Below are 23,892 nucleotides of genomic sequence, written 5' to 3'. Positions count from 1 at the left end.
TGAAGCTTCCCCCTTCCGCGGATTATGAATTACGTTCTGGAATTCGTTTCCTTGACTCTGGCACGGAATTCAAGATTGACCTCGTCATTGTGCGTTTTGGAAATGCCTTGTACGTTCGGAGACGCGAACGGCTTAACGTAATAGCCTTGTTTGGATAAGATCGCGGCCGTTTCCGCAACCAACGACTGGATAAGCAAAATAACGGACACGGTGGAAGTTCCGCCTACGTTGCCGATAACTCCTTCGATCGGAACGACGGCGTCTTCGGGAGATACGCAGTTATCGAGAACGAGATCGGCAACGTCTCCGATTTTCTGGCCCGTGGAATGAGTTGCCGCGCGGTTGTTGTGATTTTCCATGCTCGTTACCGCGATAACGAAGAGTCCGTCGCGTTTAGCCGCTTGCGCAACTTCGACCGGAGCCGCGTTCTGACCGCCATGCGAGAACACGATGCATACGTCTTGGGCGTTCCATTGGTTATGACGAAGGAACATGTCCGCGTAGCCTTCTTGACGCTCGAGCCAGATCAGTTCCTCGGCACCGCCGAATCCGCTGACCGTCGTCCACATTAGACGAGGATCCATAATCGGATACCAACCCACATATCCGCCGTAACGAGGGAAACAATCCATCGTCGGAATGACGGAGTGGCCGCTTCCGAACATCCGTACCCAGTTTCCGCTCTTAATCGCTTCAGCGCATTTCTCGGCGGCTTTTTTTATGTTTTCCTGTTGTCCGTCCAAACGTCCGAGCAAGCTTTGAATTTCGTTGAAGTAAGTTAAAGATGACATGATTGTATTCCTCCTGATGTTGGTTTTTTCTGATAATCTCGTTGTTGTTTGCAAAGCTTGCAGATCTTGCAGACCTTGTAAACTCAAATACTTAGTTTTACCGAGAGCACGTACCTGTCCCCGCGAAGAATCGACTCGGTGTACTCGAACTTCTGTTTGTTCTTCAAGGTTGACACCCTTACGCTGAACAGGGCCGGAAATTCCGGAGTAACGTTCAGCATTCGGGCCTCTTCCTCCTTGCGAAGCACCATAACCCGATAATGCTCCTCCGCCTCGGACATTTCGACCTTGTAACCGTCTCGTAGCAGATCGTACAGGGAATTGTTGCCCAATCCCTTTTTATCTAGGTCGGGAAAAATCTTCTCCGGCAAATATGCGTTCTGAATAGCCATCGGTTCCTCGTCCGCATAACGAATTCTTTTGATTTTCCAAGTCTGATCCCCCTCGGAAAGTTCAAGGTTCTGCATGATTTTCTCGCTAGGAACGACAAGTTCGATGCTGACCAGTTCGGTGCGGGTTTTATACCCTCGGCTGACCATATCTTCCGTGAAGCTGATTAAAGTCGTTAATCGATGCTCTACGCTCTTCTTCTCGGCTACGAACGTTCCTTTGCCTTGAATCCGATATAGAGTACCTTCCTGCACCATTCGTTGAATGGCATTCGTAACCGTTATTCGACTGACCCCGAGATCTTTGGCCAGAATCATCTCGGAAGGAATCTGCTCCCCCGTCTTATAACGACCCGAATCAATCATTTCCGTTAAATAGTCGATGATTTGCGCATACAAAGGCATATAACTGGAATGATTGATCTTCGACAACTTTTGCCACCTCCCGATTAGTCATGTTGATATATCAACATGTCCATATTACCACACAAAAATATGAAATGTAAGTCCTTATTTTTTGCTTTTTTTCTTAAAATATGCTCTCAAATACGAATGTTTATATTAATAATTAGGAGAACGTTCGTGTTTGTGTTTTCGCAGCTTTGTAAACGATAGAATAGGCTCCACAACGACAAATAAACCCCCTGTTATCAGGAGGTTCATTGCGTTCTATAGGATTACGCCCTTTGCCCCGCAAACAGCCATAGAAGGGCTTCAATCATTCGCGGCGCAAAAAACAAATCGTCATGCGTTCCCTTAGCGTCCATCTCGAATCTTATCCGTTCCTGCTTCGCGCCGGTTTCCGACAAAAGAGCATGCGCCTTCCTCGTCTTCTCGACCATTCCTTGTTGAATGTTGGTCTTATAGAACCCTTCCAATGCGCCTACATATAGATAGATTTGCGGGTTCGACCCGATCCTCTGCTTACCCATATAATCGATGAACCCCTCGTACCAGAAAGAGGTCGACAGCAAAGCATATTTCCCGAACACATGCCCGTAATGATACATCGCATAGATCGAAATCAAGCCGCCGAACGAACAGCCCGCAATGCCGGTATGCTCGGCCTCCGGCAACGTCGCGAAGGTTTGATCGACGTACGGTTTGATGCGCTCAACGATATCCGTTAAGTACCGAAGTCCTTTGCCTTCGAAATCCGGCGAATCGGGCATGATCCCCTTGGCCCGCCAAGGCGTGTAATCATGGCGCCGGTCATGGGGCTCGATGGCTACGAAGATCAATTCATCCAATTGGTTCGACCTGAACAGATGCTCGATATAATTTAAGCTCTGCATAATAACATCGCCATGATCGTGAACGTAAACGACCGGATAACGTTTATCAGTTTGTTCGTAGGATGGAGGAACAAGGATCGTCATCTCGTAGCCCGCGACCGATTCCCTCTTCATTGTTTGATACATATTAATGCCCCTTTCTGCTCGCGCGGTACAGCAAATACACAAAGTAAGGCACGCCAATGATCGAAATGACGATTCCGACCGGAAGCTCGGCAGGCGCGAATACCGTCTTGCCGATAAAGTCGCCGACGACGACCATAACCATTCCGATCATGCCGCAGGCGGGAACGATATATCGATAACGGATTCCAATGAGCCTCTTCGCGATATGAGGCGCGATTAGACCGACAAAACCGATGCTGCCGGATACGGAAACGCAAGCGCTCACGAGTCCGACGCAACAGAATAGCAGGATTTGACGCTCTCTGCCCGTCTGCACTCCGATTCCTTTGACGCTAAGTTCATTGAGTTGAAACAAATCAAGAATAACCGACTTTCTATAAATGATCGGCGTCAGAATCACGATCCACGGCAACGCGGAGACGACATACTTCCAATTCGCGCTATAGATGCTTCCCGATAGCCATACGGTAGCCATCTCGAAATCCGTAGGATCCATCTTAAGAGAGACATACAGCGTAAGCGAGCCGAATCCCGAAGCTAACGCGATTCCGACCAGGATGAGCCGCTTCGGATCGAATTCTCCGTTGTGTCTCGCCAACACATACAGCAGAACGACTGCAACAATGCCGCCGATCCAACCGAACATAGGCATCGCTATAATCGATAACCAGCCTGCGCCCTTGATCGCGCCGTTAAACAGAAACATAAACAGTACGACGGAAGTGCCCGCTGCCGCATGAATGCCGAGAATGCCCGGATCCGCAAGCGCGTTTCTCGTAATGCCTTGAAGAGCGGCTCCCGCAATCCCTAGCCCGAATCCGACGATTGCGCCGATTAGAATGCGAGGTAACCGAAACTCGAAAATGACAAGATCGTGTTCCCTGATCGAATCCACTCGAAACAGCGTGCGAATAACATCCATCGCGGAAATATCGAACGTTCCATTCGTTAAGCTCACATACATCGCTATGATCGCAATCGCACAGGTTAAGAGCATGACCGTCCAGAATCTCTTGGCATACGTTGAATCAGTCAACTTTCCCGCCTCCTCTCGTCTTGACGAGATAGAGGAAGAAAGGGACCCCGAACAGCGCCGTCACGACGCCGATCGGCGTCTCGAACGGATGATTCAGGAACCGGCTGATCAGGTCGCACCAAGCTAGGAACAACCCTCCGATAAGCGCGGCGAAGGGAACGATCCGTTTATAATCTTGACCTACCAGATATCGCGTGATATGCGGAACGATTAAGCCTACGAACGCGATTTTCCCGGCGATGGCAACGGATATTCCCGTTAGTATGACGACGCTCAGCATCGTTAACCCTTTAATCCATAAGATGTTCATGCCCAGCCCTCTGGCCATATCGTCGCCTAGCGATAAAGCTGTTACGCCGCGGGATACGATCATAGCGATTGCTAACCCTACGATGGCAAACGGGACGGACAGCTTGATCACCGCCGGATCCATCTGATACAACCTCGCATTGAACCAGAAGCTGATATTTTGCGACACTTGAAAATAGGTAGAAAGCGCCGCGGAAACTCCGCCTAAGAAGGTGCCGATTATCGTCCCAAGAATGGCTAGCGTAATCGGCGAGAACCCTCCCGGCAGCAGTCTGGCTAGCCCGAATACGAGACAAGCTCCAACGGCCGAGCCAAGGAGGGAATACATGATCAGCGACATCGAAGAAAGCCCCGGCAGGAATACCATGCACAGCGTGATGACGAAGACCGAGCCATCGGTCACGCCCATAATTGAAGGGGATGCAAGATAGTTTCTTGTCATCCCCTGCATTAACGCGCCTGATACGGCTAGGAACGCCCCAATGAAAAGCGCTCCTATAACCCTCGGAATTCTCGATGTTCGAATGATCACGTGATCCAAATTATCCGAATCATAATAGAAAAATGCATCCCATACTGATCCGTAACTTATCGTTTTAGTACCGTTCATAATCGATACTATAGCCGTTATAGCAATAAGCAAGATGCCAAGTCCGAATATTCCTACGGATCTTTTCCCATCGAATGCGCGCATTATTTGGAAAGCAGATCTTGCGCGACTTTCAGGAACTCGATACGGCTCAATGCCGGGCCGCCCTCCGACAACGGATCGATGACATTGACGAATACCCGGTCATTCTTAACCGCGGATACCTTCTTCACGATCGGGTTAGCAAGGAATTCATCCAAAGCCGTTAACGTATCCGCGTTCTCTTCGTTGGAAAATTGAATGAATAGATAATCCGGATTAATCACGGCTAATTGTTCGTTCGAGATGACCTCTTGCGCGGTTGCCGCTTCGACTTCGGCCGGAACGTTTAATCCAAGATCCGTATACAGAATCGGATTCACGAATACCGCTTTCGGATAAATGTTCAGTTCGCCTTCGCGTATGCGAATCGCCAACACCTTCTGGTCGGCAAGGTGCGTAGCAAACTCAAGCTCAGCTTCATCGGCATCCTTGCGGTATTGCGCAATTGCGGCCGCGGCTTGCTCGCTCTTGCCGGAAAGCTCGCCTAGCAGTTGCAGATTCGCTTCCCAATTCGCCGCGATGTGGGATACCGCGATGAATGGCGCGATTTTCTTCAGTTGCTCGACGATCTCTTCACCGAACTTGGTCGTGCCCAGTATGACGTCCGGCTTCAGCTTTAATATCGCTTCGAAATTCGGCTCTCTCTTCTCGCCGATCGATTCCGCTTGATCCACGATCTTAACGAACCGTTCCGGAAATTCGCCGCCGAACGAGATCGCACCGACAGGGTGTACATCGAGAACGACCGAATCTTCCATCGCTTCTACGGCACCCGTGATGACGATGCGTTCTACGTTAGCCGGTACCGTATAAGACTCGCCAAGATATTCTATAACGCGCTCTCCCGCATTCTCGGTCGTCTCGGCAGCTTCTGCGCTTGGAGATTCACTTGCCGTTTCGGAAGGCGCTACGGTTGCGGAAGCGCCGCTATTGGACTGTCCGTTATCTTTCGATCCTCCGCATGCCGTTATGACGACTAGAACAATGGCCATTAGGCCCGCTAACCAAACTGTCTTTGTCTTCCTCATCTTGCTCTAAGACCCCTCTCGCCACTTCCCATTATGATAACGATTATCATTATCATAATAAAGAAGAGAGTGATCTTTTGTACATGAACAAAATACTGAACATTCATGGACGATCTTCTGATAGCAACTGCGTTGCTTGCTCTAACATACGAAGCTGCGCATGCGCCGAATATTCTCTCCACGGATCCGATGTAAGAATGTAGAGCCGATTACGCTTCACAGCGTCTATCCGCATCCATGCCGGATCGTTCTGAAGCTTCTTCCACGAATCAAGCGTTTCGCTGTCTTGACGGACGAGAAGAAAGATCATATCCGTTCGAATCCGCGCTAGCTCTTCAAGCGTAGTATTCTCGTCATATAGGGTTACTTCATCGCGATGCGCGGAGAGGAGCCCTAAATCCTCATTCAGCACATGACTCATGCCTCGATTACAATACAAATAGAGCCGATCCTCGGCCATTCGAAGAGAGATGAACCGTTTGCCGGTAATCGCTTGGCTAATCTGAATCTGCTCCCTGCAAGAGCTTACTTTATGATCGTACTCTTCCAACCACTTCTCTGCCTTCCACTTCTCGCCAAGCTGATCTCCCAAATATCGAAGCTGTTCGCGCCAAGTAAGCGTGGAAGATAAATAGCAAATACGAGGGGCTATCGTTGCCAATAATCGCTTCTCCTCTTCCCGTATTTCATCCGAAGCGATTACGATATCGGCTAATAGAGGCTTAAGAAGCTGTAGATTCGACTCCCAAACCTGATGAAAATTAGTTACGTGCGTATGAGTCGGAATTTCATTACGATAATTTCGGTAATAGTACTCCGTCCATTTCGGATGAAGGGGCGCGGCGTACGGTAGAAACCGAAGCGGAATCAAGTATCCAAGAACGGCTGGTTCGTAAGCGATAAGCTTACGGGTACGGCTCTTCATATAGGTTTTAGGGGATATGCCATACTGCTTCTTGAATTTACGGCTAAAATAAAACTCGTCTCCATAACCCACGCGATTGGCAATGTCCCGGAGCTTCCACTCCCTTAGAGACAACAGACGCTTGGCCTCTTGCAGGCGGAGCTCGGCAACATAGTCCATTACGCTTCGCCCGAATCTCTTCTTGAATAGATCAACGAAGTAATTGGAACTCAACTCTGCCATATGCGCCAATTGATGAACCGTCAGAGGCTCCGTGTATTGTTCCTCCACGTATTTCTTGACCTGCTCCAATGCCGAGTCCGTGCTAACCTGTCTTATCCGGCTGTTCAATTGAATAAAGTATAACAAGCTCTGAAAATCGATCTGACATTTGAAGCGCGAAAGCTCATCTTCGCTACGACTGGTTCGATAGAGTTCCTCGCATAACGCCACAAGCTTGTCCGGAGGCGATATCATCAGTTCCCTTGCGGCTTGAGGCAGATCGAAGCTCTTTACATCTTTCAATAAGTCATTGCCCTCTTCACCTGAACCATAAACATCGAACCTGATCAGGTACAACGTAACGTCCTCGCTAAGAGCTTCGGAGCCAAGCGTATGCTCAGGCTTAATCAAGCAAACGGACCCGCGTCTCATCTCGTAATGATCGGAATCTATCATCATCCGCGCTTCTCCCGCTGCCGTAACGACAAGCACGTAAGAGAAAACGAGTTGCTGATGAAATGGACTATGGTTAACTTGAACTTGATTCACGGTTTCGATAGAGCGAAATCTAAACAGATATTCATGTATCCCTATGTCCCTGTTGCCATTATCCAATCGCTCGTGCTCCATTTATCTATACACAACCATTAATTTTATTTTGCTCCAAGTATACCGATAATCATTCTCAATATCAATTGTATCCCGCCTCAAGCGTTTCAAATAGAGGGAATTGTGGAACTCTTGTAGAAAAGGATAACGTCTGCAGCGGAAGGAAAGTTGGTACCCATGATGTTGGATTGGAAACAATCGGAACACGCCTTGAGTCATATCGAGGTCATTGGCTATGATCAGAACAAACCCGTATCCGTCAACGGAGGCGCCGAAGGTTTACGTTGTATCGGCATCGGAACGGATGCCGCCGTCTTCTATTACTCCGGTACGCCTGATTTCGCTTATAAAGTTTATTCGGACAAGGCATTGGAGAAAAAGAGGACCGAGGCGGAAATTTACGAACGGTTGGAAGGCTCCCCCTACTTCGCTCGCTGTTACGGATCCGGATCTAATTATCTGGTATTAAGTTACGAACAAGGCATCACCCTGTACGATTGTCTTCTGCAAGGCGTTCGCGTTCCGGAGCAAGCGATCCAAGACGTAGAAGCCGCTCGCGAGTTCGTCCGAGAGCGCAACCTGAACCCAAGGGATATTCATCTCAAAAATATTCTCCTGCAAGAGGGACGGGCCAAGGTGCTCGATGTTTCGGAATACGGCAAAGAAGGGAACGATCATCGTTGGGAGCACTTGGTCTGGTCGTATAAACGCTTTTATCCACTGATTGCCGGTTCCCGAGTTCCCGCATGGATTCTGGAAACCGTATCGAACTGGTATAATCGCATCGATTCGACCACCTTCAGCATAGAAGACTTCTCCAAACGGGTAAGCTCGCTTTTCTTAGGAGATCGCAAGTAAGAAGACGTGGGCGCTTGCGGTGCTTAGCGGGAAGCAAGAAGAAGCGAGGCAGATTTTATCTCTGCCCCGCTTCTCTTCTTAATCCTTTATTCGCTAGCCTTACAGGCCTGAATCCGTTCCTTCCAACGACTCGGGATCCATTCCGCCCATATCGCCGAACAATCCGCCCATTTGCTCTTGCAGTTGTTCCATCGTAATGATGTCTTCGGCTTTCGGCTCGCCAACCTCGAACTTCACTTCTTCGTTAATTCCGGTCGTCTGGGAAACAACCTTGATGCCCAGGCTTCCCGTCAATTCTTCGGATTCGATCGAAGCCTTGATCGTAGCATCCGTATAGACCGGATACTCCTTCTTGTCGATTCCGATGTTCGAAGTAATATCGAGCGATTTAAGCTCTTTCTTCATTTCCGCAAGACCATCGGCCAGATCGCCTTGTTTAACATCGGCAAGAGCTTTCTTGGCTTCGTCCAGGTCTTCCTGTTTCAATTGCATCATATCGCGGTATTCCTGATTGCTCGAGAGCAGCTCGATGATCTCGGGCGCGATTTTCTCGATGATCGTATTCAAGAACGGCTCGAGTTGCGTTTGGTCCATATGGAATTGAACGACCTGATTCACGTCGACGTCCGCGGGCAATCCGGCGTCTTTTACTTTAATCTCTTTCAGGTACTGATCTTCTTCAACGTGTTTAAATACAATACCCATGATATCGTTGGAGAACTTTTGCGATTTGGCGACATCCAGGTTTGGAAGCGGTTGGCCGGCGTCTTTGGCAAGTTGCTCCAGATCCAGCTCGACGAATTTACCGATCACGTCTTCAGGAATCGGCAACATCGGGATGTTAGGAATCTTGATCCAAACTTTCTTCTGCGTCATCACGATAGGAACGTTAAAGGTAATGGCCAGATCGCCCTTCAGAGCGAGCTGAAGGTTAACTTCCGCAAGCATCGGATCCAGGCGGTATCCACCCGTCCATGACAGCTCCGCGCTTTTCAGCATATTGATTACGGCAGCCGCCTCGCTTGCGCTCATGGTTTCATCCGGGAAGTTGAAGTCCTCGAACTTCATGCTACCCTTAAAATTGTAGGATTTGATATCCGATGATTTCGACATGGACGATTGGAGCGCGTCTTTAGGCGATTTGTCCTTCGTACAACCGCTTAGCACGAGTACAAACGTCAACATAACAGCTAGAATGGCGAAACCTAATTTTCTCTTAAACAAGATGCAATAACCCCTTCCGAATTTTCAAAATGAAACTAAAAATCAAGCAAATTCCATTGTATCTCAATTTCGCGTATGCGAAAAGACTTTCGGTGTTAAATTTTTGTTAAATTCCGTAAATACCCGTATTTACTGTTAATGAATGTCTTTCTTCTTGAATCTTCCACCTTTGACGTCATGAATATTGCCTACCGCCAAGAATGCTCCAGGATCAAGCTCATTCACGATTGTTTTCAGCTTCGCTTCTTCCAAACGAGTAATTACGCAGAAAATCACTTTTTTCTGATCCCCGGTATAACCGCCTTCGCCATGAAGCAACGTAACTCCGCGTCCTAACCGCGCTGTAATGGCCTCTCCGATTTCCTTGTGATGATCGCTAATAATCCAACAGGATTTCGATTCATCGAAACCTTCGATCGTAAGATCAATGACCTTAAAAGCAATATAATAAGCAATCATGGAAAACATCGCGCGATCCCAAGAGTATACGAAACCCGCGCTGCTAAGGATGAAGAAGTTAATGAACATAACCATTTGACCGACGGAAAAGGGAGATTTCCGGTTTAGGATGATCGCTACGATCTCCGTTCCATCCAATGAACCTCCCGCGCGAATAACGATACCCGTTCCGGCTCCCAAGAAAATTCCTCCGAATACGGCCGCTAGAAAAATATCATCCGTGAACGGCTTCACGGGGTGTAGTAACGTAGTGGATATCGACAATACGATTACGCCAAGCAGGGTAGATAAAGCAAAAGTCTTACCGATCGTACGATAACCTAGAATGAGAAAGGGAAGGTTGAGGACAAATAGGAAAATACCGATGGGCAATCCCGATAAGTATGAGGACATAATGGAGATACCTGTAACTCCTCCATCGATGATGGAATTGTTGACGAGGAAGATTTCCAGGGCGACACCGACTAGAATGGCCCCGATGGTGATTAAAATGATCCGCCGTGCAATTTCGAAAGGGGTTTGCTTGTGATGGCGGATCGGTGTAGGCTGGCCGGGCGGCGCTAAGGTTTTTGCATCGGTCATGAACAAGTCCTCCTTTATGAGTATTCTTTCATTATACCAATGTAGATACTTGGGGTAAACCAACGATGCCTTCGGCTAGACGCCAAAAGAAAGAGCCCCGGCTTGGCCGGGACCCGTTTATCCTTCTGCGTTGTTGTGTCTGGTATGGTTCCGGTTCTTGACCTTCTTCGAGCCCGACAGCGGTTCAACGGGCTGTTGGTCAACCGTCGAATGGCGCGAGCTATGTTCTTCCGGTTGCGGAACCGGCTGCGTCTTAGGCTTGCTCATCCCGTGAAAGCCCCCTTACGATTTGAAATGCTTCAGATCCGTCGGCTTGTCATGATTTAACGCATCCTGATGGCGGCGATCGTTCTTGTCCTGCTGATTTTGCTGGGCTTGGTGGGAATTTACCGGATTCTCGGCCAAATCCTCCACCGCATTGCTAAGATTTTTATCCGCAAAGCCGTTGGAATCGGACAACTTCATTACCTCCTTCTACGAATGCGTAAAATGATGCAAGGCTTGCGCCGTTTCGTGCAGGTGACGACGATAATCCTGAATCAAATCCTGCATAATATCGGTTCGTTCGTCGACCGACTGCCCGTCTTTCTCTACGTCCGTCAGTTGAATATCGATTTCCCGGCTGTCTACGTACTGAACGGCGAAATCGAATTCCAGCTTCTGGTGTCCCGCCGTCTTGATCGTAACTTGAAGCGAACGAGGATCCGTTCCGTTAGCGATGACCTCGGCTTGATCGCCGTCGTTCAATCGTTCAGGCAGCACCTGTTGCCAAGCTTCGGCTAGATCGTCCTGCGGCACGGTCCATTCGTCTTTATTTGCCATCGTGATCACCTCCACCTTCGTTAGGTTGACCCATTGGCGTTTTCTTATGCGAGGGATTCGCTCCGTCTCACGTAGCCTTGAAAACACGGCTACAGATTTGCGACTGCGCAAAAAACCGATTCCTTCACAGGAATCGGACTTGTTTTTCGCGTATGGCGGAGAGGGTGGGATTCGCTCCGTCGCTGCGTTCCTGGTGCTAGTTAGCACCTTACGCTTATTGCGACTATCACGCCGGGGCCTACGAACATGCCTTAGGGCATGTTCGCTTAACGGCCCGTTCTCATCCCACCGCCACACGCAAAAAACCGATTCCTTCACAGGAATCGGACTTGTTTTTCGCGTATGGCAGAGAGGGTGGGATTCGCTCCGTCGCTGCGTTCCTGGTGCTAGTTAGCACCTTTACGCTTATTGCGACTATCACGCCGGGGCCTACGAACATGCCTTAGGGCATGTTCGCTTAACGGCCCGTTCTCATCCCACCGCCACACGCAAAAAACCGATTCCTTCACAGGAATCGGACTTGTTTTTCGCGTATGGCAGAGAGGGTGGGATTCGCTCCGTCGCTGCGTTCCTGGTGCTAGTTAGCACCTTTACGCTTATTGCGACTATCACGCCGGGGCCTACGAACATGCCTTAGGGCATGTTCGCTTAACGGCCCGTTCTCATCCCACCGCCACACGCAAAAAACCGATTCCTTCACAGGAATCGGACTTGTTTTTCGCGTATGGCGGAGAGGGTGGGATTCGAACCCACGTGGGCTTGCACCCTAACGGTTTTCAAGACCGCCCCGTTATGACCGCTTCGGTACCTCTCCACGACTGGCAGACGACTCACCCGTGAAGGTTCGACCGATACTGCCCAGTTATCATATCACATTCGACAGGTTGACTTCAACCCCTGCGCGGAGCAATATATTCGAGTCCGCCCATGTATGGTTTTAACGCATCCGGAACTTTAACCGTACCGTCCGCTTGCTGGTAGTTCTCAATGATGGCGGCAACCGTACGACCGAGCGCCAAGCCCGAGCCATTAAGCGTGTGCACGAATTCCGGCTTCGCGCCGTTCTCTGGACGATAGCGAATGCCCGCTCTGCGCGCTTGGAAATCCTCGAAATTCGTGCAAGAGGAAATCTCGCGATACGTCCCCGCGCTCGGAAGCCATACTTCCAAGTCATAGGTTTTCGCGGAAGCAAAACCCATATCTCCCGTACATAACGCAAGTACCCGGTAAGGCAATTCAAGCAATTGCAGCACGCGCTCCGCGTGGCCAGTCAGTTGCTCCAGTACTTCGTAAGATTTATCCGGCGCAACCAGTTGAACGAGTTCTACTTTGTTGAATTGATGCTGCCGAATCAATCCCCGCGTATCTCTACCGGAAGCACCGGCCTCGGAGCGGAAACAGCCGCTGAACGCTACAAAAGCTTTAGGAAGCGCGTCGGAAGGCAGAATTTCTTCTCGGTGAAAGTTCGTTACCGGAACTTCGGCCGTTGGAATGAGGAAATAATCCGTTCCTTCGATCTTGAACAGATCCTCCGCGAATTTCGGGAGCTGCGACGTACCGATCAAGCTATCGCGATTAACGATATACGGAGGCAGAATTTCTTCATACCCATGCTGGTCGGAATGCAGATCCATCATAAGATTGATTAGAGCCCGCTCAAGGCGCGCGCCTAACCCTTTGTAAAATACAAAACGAGAGCCGGTAACTTTGGCGGCCGCTTCGAAATCCAGAATGCCGAGCTCCGTGCCTAATTCCCAGTGGGGTTTCGCATCGTAATCGAATTTCGTCGGTTCCCCTATGCTGCGTAGAACAATATTATCTTCTTCAGAAGCGCCGATAGGAACGCTCTCATGAGGAACGTTAGGGATAGACAGCAGCAATGTATCCATTTCGGCTTCGATCTCGCGTACTTCATCGTCCAGCAACTTAATCCGGTCGTTCACGTTCCGCATCTCCGCGATCAGCTCGTCTGCGTTCTCGCCGCTCTTCTTAAGCTTCGCAACGTCCTGGGATACGACGTTACGACGGTTCTTAAGCTGCTCGCTCTCCGTGAGTTTCTCGCGGCGGCTAACGTCAAGCTGAGGAAAAGCCGCGATCAGGTCTAATGAAGCATTACGATGGCTAAGGGCTTGCGCGACCTTATCATAATCATTGCGGAGCAGTTTAACGTCCAACATGGGTTTGTCCCCTTTCTTGGGCCATACGAATGAACAACTCGTGCAGTCTGTAGTCATCGGTCAACTCGGGATGATATGAGGACGCCAACAAGTTGCCTTGTCTTGCCGTTACGATCTCCCCCTGATATTCCGACAATACTTCTACCCGATCGCCGACTTCTTTGATTAACGGCGCGCGAATGAACACCGCCCTTAGCGGAGTATCGATCCCCTTTACGTCCAGATCCGTCTCGAAGCTCTCCCGTTGACGGCCGAACGCATTCCGGGCCACGGTCATATCCATTAATCGCAAATGCGGTTCTTCATCGCCTTCCAAGCGCTCGGCTAACACGATTAATCCCGCGCATGTTCCGAACACGGGATTGCCTTGATCCGCGTATTCCCGGATCGCGTCGATAAAGCCGTATTTGCGCATCAGTTTGCCGATGGTCGTGCTCTCGCCGCCAGGAATGACGAGTCCGTCGATTTCCTTTAATTGCTCAATCTTCTTAACGGCAATACCTTTGCCTCCGGCAAGCTCTATGCTACGAATATGTTCGGCGACCGCCCCTTGCAGCGCCAATACTCCGATGTTCATCCTTAGTTCCTTCTTCCCCGTACGAGTATAAATCTCAAGCGGCTTCCTTCGGCATAATGCTATGCCGAATGGAAGCCGCTCGATGGTTAAACGCATGTGACCGGCAATCTATATCGATCGGTCGAGCTAAACGAATGCGCTTAGACTCGGATCTCGTTTAAAGTCCGCGATCTTGCATCCGTTCGGAGGAGTGCAATTTGGAGATGTCGATCCCCTTCATCGCCTCGCCCAGATCCTTGGAAACGCGAGCGATCAACGCGTAATCCTCGTAATGAGTCGTCGCTTCGACGATTGCGCGAGCGAACTTCTCAGGGTTATCGGATTTGAAAATACCGGATCCTACGAATACGCCGTCCGCGCCCAGATGCATCATCAACGCGGCATCGGATGGAGTCGCAACGCCGCCTGCCGCGAAGTTAACGACCGGAAGACGTCCGGAAGTATGAACGTTAAGCAATAGGTCATAGTTAACGCCGAGTACTTTAGCTTCATGAAACAGCTCGTCTTTGGACAAGTTTTGAATTCTACGCACTTGACCAGTAATGATGCGCATATGACGTACCGCTTCGACGATATTGCCCGTTCCCGGCTCGCCTTTCGTGCGAAGCATCGAAGCTCCTTCTTGAATCCGACGAAGTGCCTCGCCCAAGTCTTTCGCGCCGCATACGAACGGAATCGTAAACAACGATTTGTCGATGTGATACACTTCGTCCGCCGGAGTGAGCACTTCGCTCTCGTCGATATAATCGACGCCCAGGGACTCCAATACTTTGGCTTCCACATAGTGGCCGATCCGAGCTTTAGCCATTACGGGAATACTGACGACCTTCATAACGTCTTCTACGAGTTCAGGATTAGCCATACGGGCCACTCCGCCTGCTGCACGGATATCGGATGGTACTCTTTCCAACGCCATAACTGCCGTAGCGCCCGCAGCTTCCGCGATTTTAGCTTGCTCGGCGCTCATAACGTCCATGATGACGCCGCCTTTTTGCATTTCGGCCATGCCGCGTTTAACTCTCGAAGTTCCTGTTTCCATTATTTTATGCCTCCCGCAGATTCTAAAAATAAATTTTACATGAAGATTGTACAATAGACAACCATTTCAGTCGGTTTTAGAAAAGATCTACGATCCCTTGGAACAGGCCGGAGAAGAAATCACCGATTGCGCGGAACATTAATCTCCACCAACTAGCCTTATTTACTTCCTCCGAAGCGATGAGATCGATCGAAACTTGTATATCTTCCTGCGTAGACGGGTCCTTATACTTGTAAGTAACGGTTCCCACTTTATCGCCAAGCTTGATCGGAGCTACAAGAGGATCCTGCGTACTCTTCACTTCCTGAACGACCGGTACAACCGCTTGTCCTTTAGGAATCAACACTGTAATATCCGTTGCCGTTACGACCGGCAGCTTCTTCGACTTGCCCTTCTTGACTTTCAAGGTCTCGTACTCAGGCACGACGGATTTCGCTTCCAGAATCGTTTTCTTCTCGAAACTTTTGAAACCGTAGTCGAACAGCTTCGCCGTTTCCAAGAAGCGTTTACCGTCATTCGTGCCGCCCGGAACACCCATTACGACGGCAATAAGCCGAGTGCCGTTCTGCAAAGCGGTACCCGTAAAGCAGTTGCCCGCGTTAGAAGTATGACCGGTTTTCAAACCGTCGACGCCTTTATAAGCGAATTTCTTGAAGTTAGGCACGTTGACGTTGCTTTCCAGCATCCAGTTCCAGTTCGTGATCGGCGTTTTGTCGCGCTCGCGGAACTTGTAAGACGGGATCTTCGCCGTTTCCAGAAATTCAGGCTCTTCTTTCAGAATGTGGTAAGCCAGAATAGCCGAGTCCTTGGCGGACATCATCGTTTCCCCTTCGATGGAGGAAGGACGGAATTTTTCCGGCATATCCGCGCGATCAAGACCCGTCGAGTTAATAAAATGAGAGTTCTTCATTCCCAACTCTACTGCGGTTTCGTTCATGAGCTTCGCAAAATTTTCTTCGCTTCCGGCTACGGATACGGCCAATTGAGCCGTCGCATCGTTCGCGGAACCGACCGCCATTGCAATGTAGAGTTCTTTAATCGTATGTTTATCGCCTTGGGCAAGGAATATACGGCTACCTTTTTGGCTAGCGGCAGTCTCAGAAATGCTCACGGTTTCATCCCAAGATAGCTTGCCTTGTTTGACGGCTTTGGAAACCAGATATTCCGTCATCATTTTCGACATGCTGGCAGGCGGCTTAGCATCGTCTCCATTGAGTTGGTACAAGACTTGCCCGCTTTCCGCATCCATTAGAACCGCAGATTTAGCATCCAATTGGGGAGCTCCTGGAACCTCATCCGCCGCGGAAGCGATAGAAGACAGACCGAACAGGAACAGAAAACTAACGAGAACGAGGACGGCGACGAACCGCTTCGTAAAGAATGATTTAGGTAATAGCAATAGATGATGACGATTCAACACATTCTCCCCTTTTCCGATAAAATACTTCCGTCTTATTGTAACATACGACATACAAAGGAAAAAGCCGAGGTCAGATGAAATTCCTGTCCCTCGGCTCCTCTATAAGTTTAACCCAAGCAGGATCTAAAAGGAGTAATTAGGTGCTTCTTTGGTAATCTGCACGTCATGCGGATGGCTCTCGCGCAGGCCGGCTCCCGTAATCTTCACGAATTGCGTATCGTTCTTCAATTCTTCGATCGAAGTCGTTCCGCAATAGCCCATACCCGAACGCAGACCGCCTAACAACTGATGAATCGTGTCTTTAAGCGGCCCTTTGTAAGCAACGCGACCTTCGATGCCTTCCGGAACGAGCTTGCTCTCGTTTTCTTGGAAGTAACGGTCTTTGCTGCCTTCCTTCATCGCGCCGATGGAACCCATGCCGCGATAGGATTTATAACGACGCCCTTGGTAAATTTCCGATTCGCCGGGGCTTTCTTCGGTACCCGCGAATAAGCTCCCGAGCATTACGCAGCTTGCTCCGGCCGCGATCGCTTTCGTAACTTCCCCGGAATACTTAATGCCGCCGTCCGCGATAATCGGAATATTATATTCCCTTGCCACCGTTGCGCAATCGTATATCGCCGTAATTTGCGGTACCCCGATACCTGCGATAATCCGCGTCGTACAAATCGACCCCGGTCCGATACCGACCTTCACGACGGAAGCCCCGGCTTCGATGAGATCGCGTGTCGCTTCTCCCGTTGCCACGTTACCGGCGATGATTGTCAGTTGAGGGTATTTCTCGCGAAGCTTGCGAACCATCGATACGATGTCGATATGGTGTCCGTGAGCCGAATCGACGACGAGTACGTCAATGCTCGATTGTACCAAAGCTTCGGCACGCTCGAACGTATCTTTAGAAACCCCTACCGCGGCGCCGACAAGCAGACGTCCATGGCTGTCTTTGGCAGCGTTAGGGAATTGAATAGCTTTCTCGATATCTTTAATCGTTATGAGACCTTTAAGCGTGTTCGTGTCATCCACGAGAGGCAATTTCTCGATTTTGTGCTGCTGCAGAATGCCTTCCGCTTGCTGCAAAGTCGTTCCGACTGGCGCCGTAACTAAGTTCTCATGCGTCATAACGTCTTTGATTTTGATCGAATAATCATGCACGAAGCGCAAATCCCGGTTAGTCAGAATCCCGACTAGCTTGCCTTCGTTATTAACGATAGGAACACCGGAAATCCGGTATTTGCCCATAAGCTCTTCGGCATCGTATACGTGATGATCCGGCGTCAGGGAAAAAGGATTCGTAATAACTCCGCTCTCGGAGCGCTTAACGCGATCCACCTCTTCCGCTTGCTGCGTAATGGACATGTTCTTGTGAATGATACCGATTCCGCCCTCGCGAGCGATTGCGATCGCCAAAGCCGATTCCGTGACCGTGTCCATCCCCGCGCTGATCAACGGTATGTTGAGCTTTACCGAAGGACTTAGTACAGTTGAGACGTCTACGTCCCGAGGAAGAGTTGAAGATTTACGCGGAATGAGTAGTACATCATCAAATGTAAGTCCTTCTTTGGCGAATTTCGTTTGCCACACAGCTAATTACCCCCTTTGCCGGTTGCTTCACCAGCTATTGTCTCCGATTGATTATCGTCAATCTTAGCAGAGGCATCATAGGCTGTCAAGCACATTCGAAAGCGTCGGAAACCGCATCACATAAGCATTCTTCAATCCAATACTATCCATCTCAGGTAGTAAATTTGGGGTAGCGGTTTGCCGAATTCCAAATCATGTAGGAGTTAAATCCGGCCTTGCGCGCGGCTACTATTTGCTCGCGAATTTGAGCTTCCCCGTATTTCTGATGAGGATGTACCCAACCTGCCGTGAAGCCTTGCAGCCAAGGACGAACCTTCGCGGTCGCGATTCCTTGCTCGTTCAATTTCTGATTATGCTTTACTGTATCTTTCAGAGCTCGGGCAACAATGGCTCCAGGCCGCAGATCCGGATGATTGACTCCCCACATTCCCTCCGAATAGTGCGACGGATAGATCATCGGAGAGATGACATCAACCTCCGTCACGATCGAGTCCCATTTCTGACCGATTCCCATATCGTCATCCGAGGAACCAACCATACCGAACACGTCCGCGGAGACTTTCACGCCATGCTTATGGGCTCTCAGATTCGCTCGGTGCAGGAACTTGTGAATCGCCTCGCTTTTCGTCCAACCTGACTTATTAGCGTACGCAACTTCGCGATCGACTTTCGAACCGTTTTCCGGGAACCTCACATAATCGTATTGAATTTCATCGAACCCGATCTTTGCCGCCATCTCCGCCAAGGCGAGCGGATACTCCCAAGCCTCCTCACGATAGGGATCGATCCACGGCGTTCCATTGCGGTCCGTCCAGACTTTACCGTTTTTCTTTTTCAGCGCCCATTCGGGTTTTGCGTAAACCAAAGTTGGATTCTTGAACGTAACGATTCTTGCGATGAGATAGATATTTTGTTTTTTTAATTGCTTGACGACTTCGCGAAAACGCAGCGCCGACTTCTTGTTCGACAGCACCGGCATAACATAGGATTTTTTCTTCCCGGTAAGCACGGGGGAGGAGAGGGAGATCCCGCTGTTAATATCCAGTACCATCGCGTTCAACTCCGTCTGATTGACTAGGTCGATCAACTGGCCCATTCGGCTTCCGTTGGCCACGTAGGAAGTCACATAGATCGCGCGTACCGGTTTTTGGATGCTCATCACCGAAGCCGGACGACTGTCGTCCGCTTGGCTTAAGGAACGATAATCCTTGTCGGATAGAGCACGAGGTTCGATTTTGTCGGAGGATTTGGGGATTATCTTATTTTCGATGCGCTTATCGTTCGATTTCAAGTGGTCCGCATCCGTACATCCGTTTATCGCGAGCACCAAAGATGCGATTAAGGCGGTCGTCCAAATTTGCTTGCCTAAACTTCGCAAAATTGTCATGAATGGATACCTCCCGAGTAATAGGTATCGGTATTGTTTGCATCGGGAGCGAATATGCGGCAACTGAGTTTATGGGAGAACAGGGGAAAATTTCTATAGATAGCTGAACAATGGGTATATGTGGCGCCAAACTTTAGGGTCATCAGATCATTCGGTGCGAAGGGATTGCCTAACAATATAGAGCTTGCCTTTGTGGCGCGCAATAGCGGAACTAGAATCCGCTGTTGCGGCTCTCGGGGTGAGTCCCGGACTAATAGCGGCAGGTTATTCCGTTATTTCTTTGGGATTGCGCCATTTTCCCCATGTACGACCGGGATAGCGGAATCCCGTTCCTTTATTGCAGCTTTCTAGGTGAGTTGGAGGTGAATAGCGGAACGGCGTTCCGTTATTTGTTGGGGTTGGTGTGTTTCCTCTTAAGTGGTGAAATAACGCTATGACATAACGTTATTTCGGTTCTCCGGGTGTCTTCGGGGTCAAATAGCGATATAGCGTAACGTTATTTCTTTGAAATCGATCCTTTTTCTTCTTCCGAGGAGAGATAGCGTTATGGCATAACGTTATGCGGCTCTCCGGGTAACTTTAGGAACGAATAGCAGTATGAGATAATGTTATTCGTTGCAGCTCAACGTTCGACTTGCGTAAAATAAAAACGCAAAAAAGACGATGTCATCTCCTTGTTGAAGAAAACTTCGTCTCATGGGCTTGCGCCTTGAAAACTGGATGCGAAGTAAAGCGGTCAGAAGAAGGTGAGTAACATTTGTATTACTAGTATCATTCGTTTAGGATAAGCCCTCGACCGATTAGTACCCGTCAGCTCCACACATTGCTGCGCTTCCACCCCGAGCCTATCAACCTGGTGTTCTTCCAGGGGTCTTACGAATTGGGAAATCTCATCTTGAGGCAGGCTTCGCGCTTAGATGCTTTCAGCGCTTATCCCTTCCGCACTTGGCTACCCAGCGGTGCTCCTGGCGGAACAACTGGTACACCAGCGGTGCGTCCATCCCGGTCCTCTCGTACTAAGGACAGCCCCTCTCAAATTTCCTACGCCCGCGACAGATAGGGACCGAACTGTCTCACGACGTTCTGAACCCAGCTCGCGTACCGCTTTAATGGGCGAACAGCCCAACCCTTGGGACCTACTTCAGCCCCAGGATGCGATGAGCCGACATCGAGGTGCCAAACCTCCCCGTCGATGTGGACTCTTGGGGGAGATAAGCCTGTTATCCCCAGGGTAGCTTTTATCCGTTGAGCGATGGCCCTTCCATTCGGTACCACCGGATCACTAAGTCCGACTTTCGTCCCTGCTCGACTTGTAGGTCTCGCAGTCAAGCTCCCTTATGCCTTTGCACTCTGCGCGCGATTTCCAACCGCGCTGAGGGAACCTTAGAGCGCCTCCGTTACTCTTTAGGAGGCGACCGCCCCAGTCAAACTGTCCGCCTGACACGGTCCCTCTACCGGTTAACGGTAGTAGGTTAGAACTCCGATACGATCAGGGTGGTATCCCAACGGCGCCTCCACAGAAGCTTGCGCTCCTGCTTCATAGGCTCCCACCTATCCTGTACAGACCGTACCAAAGTTCAATATCAAGCTACAGTAAAGCTCCATGGGGTCTTTCCGTCACGTCGCGGGTAACCTGCATCTTCACAGGTACTAAAATTTCACCGGATCTCTCGTTGAGACAGCGCCCAAGTCGTTACGCCATTCGTGCGGGTCAGAATTTACCTGACAAGGAATTTCGCTACCTTAGGACCGTTATAGTTACGGCCGCCGTTTACTGGGGCTTCAATTCATAGCTTCGGGTTACCCCTAACCACTCCTCTTAACCTTCCAGCACCGGGCAGGCGTCAGCCCGTATACTTCGCCTTACGGCTTCGCACAGACCTGTGTTTTTGCTAAACAGTCGCTTGGGCCTCTTCACTGCGGCCCCCTCGTGCTATTCACACTACCGGGGCACCCCTTCTCCCGAAGTTACGGGGTCATTTTGCCGAGTTCCTTAACGAGAGTTCTTCCGCGCGCCTTAGAATTCTCATCTCGCCCACCTGTGTCGGTTTGCGGTACGGGCACCTTCTCCTGGCTAGAGGCTTTTCTTGGCAGCGTGGGTACATGACCTTCGGTACTATGATTTTCCCTCCCCATCACAGCTTGAGGTATTAGTGTGCGGATTTGCCTACACACACCTCTCACTGCTTGGACGAGCTATTCCATCAGCTCGCGTCGTTCTCCTCCTGCGTCCCCCCATTGCTCATAACGGATTACGGTGGTACAGGAATTTCAACCTGTTGTCCATCCACTACGCCTTTCGGCCTCGCGTTAGGTCCCGACTTACCCTGGGCGGACGAACCTACCCCAGGAACCCTTAGGCTTTCGGCGGACAGGATTCTCACCTGTCTTTTCGTTACTCATACCGGCATTCTCACTTGTATACAGTCCACCGTTCCTTCCGGTACGACTTCAACCCGTATACAACGCTCCCCTACCCAAGCGCGCTTGCGCGCGTCTGCCATAGCTTCGGTGGTGTGTTTAGCCCCGTTACATTTTCGGCGCAGAGTCACTCGACCAGTGAGCTATTACGCACTCTTTAAATGGTGGCTGCTTCTAAGCCAACATCCTGGTTGTCTTCGCAACTCCACATCCTTTCCCACTTAACACACACTTGGGGACCTTAGCTGATGATCTGGGCTCTTTCCCTCTTGACGACGGATCTTAGCACTCGCCGTCTGACTCCCGAGTATACATACATGGCATTCGGAGTTTGACTGGACTTGGTAACCCTTGGCGGGCCCCGCACCCAATCAGTGCTCTACCTCCATGATGCTTCACCTCGAGGCTAGCCCTAAAGCTATTTCGGGGAGAACCAGCTATCTCCGAGTTCGATTGGAATTTCTCCCCTACCCCCACGTCATCCCAGAGCTTTTCAACGCTCACGAGTTCGGGCCTCCAGTGAGTGTTACCTCACCTTCACCCTGCACAGGGGTAGATCACACGGTTTCGGGTCTACGACCACGTACTTAAGCGCCCTATTCAGACTCGGTTTCCCTTCGGCTCCGCCTCATCAGCTTAACCTTGCACGTGAACGTAACTCGCCGGTTCATTCTACAAAAGGCACGCCATCACCCCTAGATCGGGCTCTGACTTCTTGTAAGCGCACGGTTTCAGGTTCTTTTTCACTCCGCTCCCGCGGTGCTTTTCACCTTTCCCTCACGGTACTGCTTCACTATCGGTCGCCAGGTAGTATTTAGCCTTGGCAGATGGTCCTGCCGGATTCCCACGGGGTTTCTCGTGTCCCGCGGTACTCAGGATCCGTCTCGGAGAGAGAAGATTTTCAGCTACAGGGTTTTTACCTTCTGTGACGGGCCTTTCCAGACCTCTTCGCTTAATCTTCTCTTTTCTTACTCCATGTGAGACGTCCTACAACCCCTAAGAGCAAGCTCTTAGGTTTGGGCTTCTCCGCTTTCGCTCGCCGCTACTGACGGAATCACTATTGTTTTCTGTTCCTCAGGGTACTTAGATGTTTCAGTTCCCCTGGTGTGCCTCCAACGAGCTATGTATTCACTCGAGGGTAACTACCCATTACGGTAGCTGGGTTTCCCCATTCGGAAATCTCCGGATCAAAGCTCACTTACAGCTCCCCGAAGCATATCGCTGTTCGTCGCGTCCTTCTTCGGCTCCTGGCGCCTAGGCATCCTCCGTGCGCACTTATTAGCTTAACCAATGCTCCGGGATATCGATTCTGTTTCTCCGATGCGCGTTCGTTACTAGGCTCCGTCAAAGACGGCGACCGTAACACTCGTGCATGAGTCGAACAGAATCGATATCCCTCCGCATACAATTGTTGACACTAGTAAGGCAGAGATGATACTAAACTTCTTCTAATTCGCGCTTTACTTCGCTATCCAGTTTTCAAGGTACAAGTCGAGCGATCATAAGATCGTCTCGCTGCGCATCGGGCAGTCAACGTTGTGAAACAACGTGTTGCTAATGTGCATTGGAAAGTCTCATGGTGGAGACTAGCGGGATCGAACCGCTGACCCCCTGCGTGCAAGGCAGGTGCTCTCCCAGCTGAGCTAAGTCCCCATGGGAAGTATTCATTTAAGAAAGATGGTTGGCCTTAGTGGACTCGAACCACCGACCTCACCCTTATCAGGGGTGCGCTCTAACCAGCTGAGCTAAAGGCCAATATTTGCGCCCGATGCTGCTGGGCCTTCTCGCTTCTCCAACCCTTTAGACAAGGATAAGAAAAGCCCGGCTTGGCGACGTCCTACTCTCCCAGGACCCTGCGGTCCAAGTACCATTGGCGCTGGAGGTCTTAACGGTCGTGTTCGGGATGGGTACGCGTGGAACCCCTCCGCCGTTGCCACCAAACCGG

At 50.2% G+C, this 23,892-nt stretch carries 19 protein-coding genes, 3 tRNA genes and 2 rRNA genes; 1 reads left to right on the top strand and 23 read right to left on the bottom strand.

Annotation, left to right across the window (positions count from 1 at the left end; genetic code table 11):
- Positions 1 to 29: 29 nt before the first annotated feature.
- The 7 genes from HH215_RS23845 to HH215_RS23815 form a co-directional block, all read right to left on the bottom strand.
- The gene (locus tag HH215_RS23845) at positions 30 to 791 is read right to left on the bottom strand and encodes a sugar isomerase domain-containing protein (protein ID WP_169282162.1); all 762 of its coding nucleotides are present in this window, start codon (positions 789 to 791) and stop codon (positions 30 to 32) included.
- 83 nt (positions 792 to 874) lie between these two features.
- On the bottom strand, positions 875 to 1,612 hold the full coding sequence (locus HH215_RS23840; RefSeq protein WP_169282161.1) for a GntR family transcriptional regulator: 738 nt from the start codon (positions 1,610 to 1,612) through the stop codon (positions 875 to 877).
- Positions 1,613 to 1,857: 245 nt separating this feature from the next.
- A complete protein-coding gene (locus tag HH215_RS23835) occupies positions 1,858 to 2,601 on the bottom strand; it encodes an alpha/beta hydrolase (protein WP_169282160.1) in 744 nt (247 codons plus the stop codon).
- A 1-nt stretch (position 2,602) separates the two neighbouring features.
- A complete protein-coding gene (locus tag HH215_RS23830) occupies positions 2,603 to 3,598 on the bottom strand; it encodes a FecCD family ABC transporter permease (protein ID WP_169284549.1) in 996 nt (331 codons plus the stop codon).
- Between the two features lie 31 nt (positions 3,599 to 3,629).
- Positions 3,630 to 4,640, bottom strand: coding sequence for a FecCD family ABC transporter permease (locus HH215_RS23825; protein ID WP_169282159.1), 1,011 nt, complete (start codon positions 4,638 to 4,640; stop codon positions 3,630 to 3,632).
- Complete coding sequence (locus tag HH215_RS23820) at positions 4,640 to 5,665, bottom strand: ABC transporter substrate-binding protein (protein ID WP_169282158.1); 1,026 nt, start codon at positions 5,663 to 5,665, stop codon at positions 4,640 to 4,642. The genes HH215_RS23825 and HH215_RS23820 overlap by 1 nt, the downstream gene beginning before the upstream one ends.
- Positions 5,666 to 5,768: 103 nt before the next feature.
- Positions 5,769 to 7,406, bottom strand: a complete 1,638-nt coding sequence (locus HH215_RS23815) for an AraC family transcriptional regulator (RefSeq protein WP_254450198.1) — start codon at positions 7,404 to 7,406, stop codon at positions 5,769 to 5,771.
- A 171-nt stretch (positions 7,407 to 7,577) separates the two neighbouring features.
- On the opposite strand from HH215_RS23815, the gene HH215_RS23810 reads away from it, so the two are divergent.
- A complete protein-coding gene (locus tag HH215_RS23810) occupies positions 7,578 to 8,258 on the top strand; it encodes a serine/threonine protein kinase (protein WP_169282156.1) in 681 nt (226 codons plus the stop codon).
- A gap of 99 nt (positions 8,259 to 8,357) precedes the next feature.
- On the opposite strand, the gene HH215_RS23805 is transcribed toward HH215_RS23810, so the two are convergent.
- From HH215_RS23805 to rrf, 16 genes are all read right to left on the bottom strand, one after another.
- Positions 8,358 to 9,482 carry a hypothetical protein gene (locus tag HH215_RS23805; protein ID WP_169282155.1) on the bottom strand — a complete coding sequence of 375 codons (1,125 nt, stop codon included), beginning with the start codon at positions 9,480 to 9,482 and terminating at the stop codon, positions 8,358 to 8,360.
- A 135-nt stretch (positions 9,483 to 9,617) separates the two neighbouring features.
- A complete protein-coding gene (locus HH215_RS23800; RefSeq protein ID WP_169282154.1) occupies positions 9,618 to 10,523 on the bottom strand; it encodes a YitT family protein in 906 nt (301 codons plus the stop codon).
- A gap of 117 nt (positions 10,524 to 10,640) precedes the next feature.
- Complete coding sequence (locus HH215_RS23795; RefSeq protein ID WP_169282153.1) at positions 10,641 to 10,790, bottom strand: small acid-soluble spore protein P; 150 nt, start codon at positions 10,788 to 10,790, stop codon at positions 10,641 to 10,643.
- 15 nt (positions 10,791 to 10,805) lie between these two features.
- Positions 10,806 to 10,982: a hypothetical protein gene (locus HH215_RS23790; protein ID WP_375140460.1), complete on the bottom strand. Its 177-nt coding sequence runs from the start codon at positions 10,980 to 10,982 to the stop codon at positions 10,806 to 10,808.
- A 15-nt stretch (positions 10,983 to 10,997) separates the two neighbouring features.
- Entirely contained in the window at positions 10,998 to 11,345 is a 348-nt protein-coding gene (locus HH215_RS23785) for a hypothetical protein (RefSeq protein ID WP_169282151.1), read from the bottom strand.
- 725 nt (positions 11,346 to 12,070) lie between these two features.
- A tRNA-Ser gene (locus tag HH215_RS23780) sits at positions 12,071 to 12,159 on the bottom strand.
- A gap of 76 nt (positions 12,160 to 12,235) precedes the next feature.
- The gene (gene serS, locus HH215_RS23775) at positions 12,236 to 13,522 is read right to left on the bottom strand and encodes a serine--tRNA ligase (protein WP_169282150.1); all 1,287 of its coding nucleotides are present in this window, start codon (positions 13,520 to 13,522) and stop codon (positions 12,236 to 12,238) included.
- Positions 13,509 to 14,099, bottom strand: a complete 591-nt coding sequence (gene pdxT, locus HH215_RS23770) for a pyridoxal 5'-phosphate synthase glutaminase subunit PdxT (RefSeq protein ID WP_169282149.1) — start codon at positions 14,097 to 14,099, stop codon at positions 13,509 to 13,511. The genes serS and pdxT overlap by 14 nt, the downstream gene beginning before the upstream one ends.
- A 157-nt stretch (positions 14,100 to 14,256) precedes the next feature.
- Positions 14,257 to 15,138, bottom strand: coding sequence for a pyridoxal 5'-phosphate synthase lyase subunit PdxS (pdxS, locus tag HH215_RS23765; RefSeq protein ID WP_169282148.1), 882 nt, complete (start codon positions 15,136 to 15,138; stop codon positions 14,257 to 14,259).
- A gap of 76 nt (positions 15,139 to 15,214) precedes the next feature.
- Positions 15,215 to 16,558, bottom strand: coding sequence for a D-alanyl-D-alanine carboxypeptidase family protein (locus tag HH215_RS23760; protein ID WP_375140459.1), 1,344 nt, complete (start codon positions 16,556 to 16,558; stop codon positions 15,215 to 15,217).
- Positions 16,559 to 16,681: 123 nt separating this feature from the next.
- Positions 16,682 to 18,139, bottom strand: a complete 1,458-nt coding sequence (gene guaB / locus HH215_RS23755) for an IMP dehydrogenase (protein WP_169282146.1) — start codon at positions 18,137 to 18,139, stop codon at positions 16,682 to 16,684.
- A 151-nt stretch (positions 18,140 to 18,290) separates the two neighbouring features.
- On the bottom strand, positions 18,291 to 19,526 hold the full coding sequence (locus HH215_RS23750) for a putative glycoside hydrolase (protein WP_169282145.1): 1,236 nt from the start codon (positions 19,524 to 19,526) through the stop codon (positions 18,291 to 18,293).
- Positions 19,527 to 20,306: 780 nt separating this feature from the next.
- Positions 20,307 to 23,236, bottom strand: a 23S ribosomal RNA gene (locus tag HH215_RS23745).
- A 288-nt stretch (positions 23,237 to 23,524) separates the two neighbouring features.
- Positions 23,525 to 23,600, bottom strand: a tRNA-Ala gene (locus HH215_RS23740).
- A gap of 25 nt (positions 23,601 to 23,625) precedes the next feature.
- Positions 23,626 to 23,702, bottom strand: a tRNA-Ile gene (locus HH215_RS23735).
- A gap of 69 nt (positions 23,703 to 23,771) precedes the next feature.
- A 5S ribosomal RNA gene (gene rrf / locus HH215_RS23730) occupies positions 23,772 to 23,888 on the bottom strand.
- Positions 23,889 to 23,892: the final 4 nt, after the last annotated feature.

Source organism: Cohnella herbarum (genome assembly GCF_012849095.1).
Lineage (GTDB): Bacteria > Bacillota > Bacilli > Paenibacillales > Paenibacillaceae > Cohnella > Cohnella herbarum.
The sequence above is the reverse complement of the archived record's forward strand: the minus strand, read 5'-3'. Positions and strand labels throughout refer to the sequence as shown.

Coding starts and splice junctions, on each gene's coding strand:
- HH215_RS23845 (WP_169282162.1), bottom strand. CDS start 791: ATGTCATCTTTAACTTACTTCAACGAAATTCAAAGCTTGCTCGGACGT.
- HH215_RS23835 (WP_169282160.1), bottom strand. CDS start 2,601: ATGTATCAAACAATGAAGAGGGAATCGGTCGCGGGCTACGAGATGACG.
- HH215_RS23830 (WP_169284549.1), bottom strand. CDS start 3,598: ATGCTCTTAACCTGTGCGATTGCGATCATAGCGATGTATGTGAGCTTA.
- HH215_RS23825 (WP_169282159.1), bottom strand. CDS start 4,640: ATGCGCGCATTCGATGGGAAAAGATCCGTAGGAATATTCGGACTTGGC.
- HH215_RS23820 (WP_169282158.1), bottom strand. CDS start 5,665: ATGAGGAAGACAAAGACAGTTTGGTTAGCGGGCCTAATGGCCATTGTT.
- HH215_RS23810 (WP_169282156.1), top strand. CDS start 7,578: ATGATGTTGGATTGGAAACAATCGGAACACGCCTTGAGTCATATCGAG.
- HH215_RS23800 (WP_169282154.1), bottom strand. CDS start 10,523: ATGACCGATGCAAAAACCTTAGCGCCGCCCGGCCAGCCTACACCGATC.
- HH215_RS23795 (WP_169282153.1), bottom strand. CDS start 10,790: ATGAGCAAGCCTAAGACGCAGCCGGTTCCGCAACCGGAAGAACATAGC.
- HH215_RS23785 (WP_169282151.1), bottom strand. CDS start 11,345: ATGGCAAATAAAGACGAATGGACCGTGCCGCAGGACGATCTAGCCGAA.
- serS (WP_169282150.1), bottom strand. CDS start 13,522: ATGTTGGACGTTAAACTGCTCCGCAATGATTATGATAAGGTCGCGCAA.
- pdxT (WP_169282149.1), bottom strand. CDS start 14,099: ATGAACATCGGAGTATTGGCGCTGCAAGGGGCGGTCGCCGAACATATT.
- pdxS (WP_169282148.1), bottom strand. CDS start 15,138: ATGGAAACAGGAACTTCGAGAGTTAAACGCGGCATGGCCGAAATGCAA.
- HH215_RS23750 (WP_169282145.1), bottom strand. CDS start 19,526: ATGACAATTTTGCGAAGTTTAGGCAAGCAAATTTGGACGACCGCCTTA.